Genomic DNA, 3,437 nt, shown 5'->3' with positions numbered 1-3,437 from the left:
TCATCGTCGAATACTGAGCGGAGCCATCCAGATGAGCGCAACCACGACACCGGCCAGCCGGATCTGGCAGGCCGCCTCGGCACGGCTGATCGAGATCGAGGGGTTCATTCCGACCCCGCGCGGGATCGCGCTGCTGCCGCCGCGGCCGCTGGCCTGGCCGGAAAAGGATCCGGGCGATACGCTTGACTACACCTTCGACGTGGCACCCGCCTCGCGGGCAGCCCGGGCGATGCGATCGCCACCGTTTCGGCCACGGTGAGCCCGGACAATCCGGGCGATGTCACCATCGCCTCGACGGCGATCGATGGCACCCGCGCCGTGCTGTGGCTCGCCGGCGGGCAGCCGGGCACGACCTATACGGTCACGGTTTCCATCACCACGCTGGCCGGACGGAATCTCGCGCGGAGCATCGCCCTGCCGGTCGTTTCGCTGGCGTCGGTGCCGGCGCCGGCGAGCGCGATCACGACACCGGGCGGCGCGCCGATCACCAGCCCGTTCGGCCAGCCCATCACCGCGAACTGAGGAGGCGGCATGCCAACCATCGGACAATTGCCGGCGGCGAATTCGGTTTCGGATAGCGACGAACTGCCGCTCTACCAGGCCGGACAGACCGTGGCGGCGACGCGCGCGCAGTTTCTGGCCGGCATGCAGCAGCAGCTTGCCCTGCCGCAGGGCACGCTGCTCGGCGGTGTCGGGCCCGGAACGGCGGCGCCGGTGCCGATCACCATCGGCGCCAATCTCTCGCTCAGCGGCACGACGCTGGCCGCCGCCGCGGCGCCCTTCGAAATTGCGGCATTGCCCGCAGGGGCGGCGCCCGCCGCTGGCGACGCCGTGCCGCTCGGGCAGGGCGGGGCGAATGTCGCGCTCGCCTATGGCGCGTTCATGAGCGGGATCTCGACCCTGCCCGGCGTGCAGGCGGGCGGGTTCGAGGCGGTCGCGGCCGGGGCGAGCGCGGTGCGCTCGATTGCCGAGCTGGCGGCCAATGCCGTCGCGATCGAGGATTTCGGCGCGAAGGGCGATGGCGTGACCGACGACGCGCCGGCGCTGCGCGCGGCCCTTGCCGCCGGCAGTCCGGTCAGGTTCGGGCCGAAGACCTACCGGATCGACGGCGAATGCGACATCAGCGGCACCGCCGCGACGCTGATCGGCGTGCCGGGGCAGACGGTGCTGACGCGCGGCGCGCAGAGCGTGGCCGGGACATCGAGCCAGGCGGCGTGGATCAGCGTGAGTGCTGCGACATTCAATGCCGATGGCATCATCTTCGACGCCAATGCCGCGATCACCGCACAGACCTGGGGGGTGGTGATCCAGGCGGGCTGCACGGCCTCGAACATCACGCGCTCGCTGTTCCGCAACGCCAAGGGATCGATCTATGGCTGGGGTCTCGCGATCGCGCCGAGCGATCCGACGGTGACCAGGCATCATGTGCATGATTGCGAGTTCACCGCGAACGCGGTGGACGGGCTCTGGGTCGCGGCGACGGATGCCGTGGCGGTGACAAGCTGCCGGGCGCACGACAACGCGCGCAACGGCATCTATGTCGACAACCAGGATCCGACGCTGACGCTGAAGATCCGCGATGTGCAGGTGGTCGGCAACACGTGCTGGAACAACCAGACCGGCATCGTGATCGGCAATTTCAACCAGACGAACCGCGAGCCGCCCACCTATGGCAATGCCAATCCGGACGTGCTGGGCGCGCTGGTCGCGCAGAACTGCGCCTTTTCCAACAGCGGCTACGGCATTTCGATTTCGGGGCGGAACATCCTGGTGACCGGGAACCTGCTCGTCGACAACGGGCCGGCCGGCGGCGGGATGCTGGTGAACACCGGGTATTGCCGCGTCGCCAACAACATGATCATCAATTCCGGCGGGTTCGGCATCGATGCCGGCGGGTCGATCCATGTCGAGCTGAGCGGCAATTACTGCGACGGGCAGACGATCGGCATCGGCATCGGCGGCAGCCAGAACTGCACGGTGCGCGGCAATTTCATCCAGGACTGCACCACGGGCATCATGGCGCTCAACGTCGAATCCGACGGGCGGGGCACGAATTTCGGCATTTCCTGCAACAATCTCGAGATTGCCGGGAACAGGATCAATTACGGCGCCGGCGGCTATGGCATCGTCCTGCAGGATGCGCCGCAGCTCGTCGTGGTGCGGGACAACATCGTCTCGTCCGGCACGTCGGGCGACCCGCTGAACGCGCTGGTTCCCTACACGGATTCGGTGGTGCTGCGGAACAATATCGTGAATTTCGACGATACCTTCGCGGTGAATCCGGTGGCCGCGAACGGGGTGAACACGCTGGTCTATCCCGATCTGCTCGACCGCGTGACGGTGTCGCAGAGCACGGGGGCGGTGCAGTCGATCATCAGCGCGACGGCGCAGCGCACCGAGGGCATGATCACCTACATCAAGGTGACCAATGGCGGGTCGAACTACACCAATGCCACGGTGTCGATCAGCGGGACGGGCAGTGGCGCGGCGGCGAGCGCGTGGATCGCCAACGGCGCGGTCATCGGTGTCTACATCACCGCGCGCGGCAGCGGGTACGGACCCGGCACCCAGGTGAGCATCACCGGGGATGGCACCGGCGCGACCGCGACCGTGCAGGTCGGCCTGCCGGTGCTGGAGGGGCGGCGGCTGGAAATCGACTGTCTGGCGCCGGTGAGCTTCGCTTCTGCCGGCAGCGCGCCGGCGCAGGAGAACTGGACCGGCGCGCCGCTGACCGTGCCGGCCGGCGCGACGATCGAGTGGCGGGGCCATGCCGGGGCCTGGCAGGCGGCGCGGTTCATCCAGTCGGACTATCTTGTGCCGGCCGCGGACGGCAGCGTCACGCTCGGCAGCCAGGCGGGCGATGTGCGGCTCGGGCCCGCCGCGGGTGGCGCGGTGCGGCTGATATCGCCGACCGAGCCGACCGGGTGTGTGGTGCTGATCGGGCGGGGTTCGCCGCTCGGCGTGGTGAGCGCGCCGCCCGGATCGAGCTATCGCAACCTCGACGGCGGCGCCGGGGCAACCTTCTGGATCAAGCAGACCGCGACCGACGCGACCGGCTGGGTCGCGATCGCCTGAGGCAGCGCGAGAGGACATTCCCGAACCATGACGACGATACCGCAACTGCCCACCGCCGCGAGCGTGGGGCCGACCGACCTGTTGCCGCTGTCGCAGAACGGCGTGCTCTATGCCGCGAGCGTGCAGCAGGTGACCGCCGGGCTGCAGCAGGAGATCAGCCTGCCGACCGGTGGCCTGCTCGGGCGCAACAGCGCCGGGGCGGGAACGCCCGAAGCGGTGGCACCCGGCACCGGCCTTGCGCTCGGCGGCGGCACGCTTTCGGCGACCGGCACCGATCATCTCGGCTTTCCGGTGCTTGGCACGTTGTCGACCGCCGACGAGGTGGTGGTGAACGCGCAAGGGGCACCGGGACGGCTGCCGGT

At 69.2% G+C, this 3,437-nt stretch carries 3 protein-coding genes and 1 pseudogene; all 4 read left to right on the top strand.

Annotated elements, in window-relative coordinates; all coding sequences use genetic code 11:
• Window positions 1-259: hypothetical protein (locus tag APM_RS12910; protein WP_206740698.1), on the top strand; the 259-nt coding region annotated here is incomplete at its 5' end.
• Window positions 256-522 carry a hypothetical protein gene (locus tag APM_RS12905; protein WP_039888626.1) on the top strand — a complete coding sequence of 89 codons (267 nt, stop codon included), beginning with the start codon at window positions 256-258 and terminating at the stop codon, window positions 520-522. The genes APM_RS12910 and APM_RS12905, both read left to right, overlap by 4 nt.
• Window positions 523-531: 9 nt before the next feature.
• The gene (locus APM_RS12900) at window positions 532-3,075 is read left to right on the top strand and encodes a right-handed parallel beta-helix repeat-containing protein (protein ID WP_007423813.1); all 2,544 of its coding nucleotides are present in this window, start codon (window positions 532-534) and stop codon (window positions 3,073-3,075) included.
• 27 nt (window positions 3,076-3,102) lie between these two features.
• A pseudogene (locus APM_RS12895) lies at window positions 3,103-3,437 on the top strand (collagen-like protein); the annotation flags it as partial.

This window comes from Acidiphilium sp. PM (assembly GCF_000219295.1).
Lineage (GTDB): Bacteria > Pseudomonadota > Alphaproteobacteria > Acetobacterales > Acetobacteraceae > Acidiphilium > Acidiphilium multivorum.
This window is presented reverse-complemented; position numbering and strand designations above follow the sequence as displayed.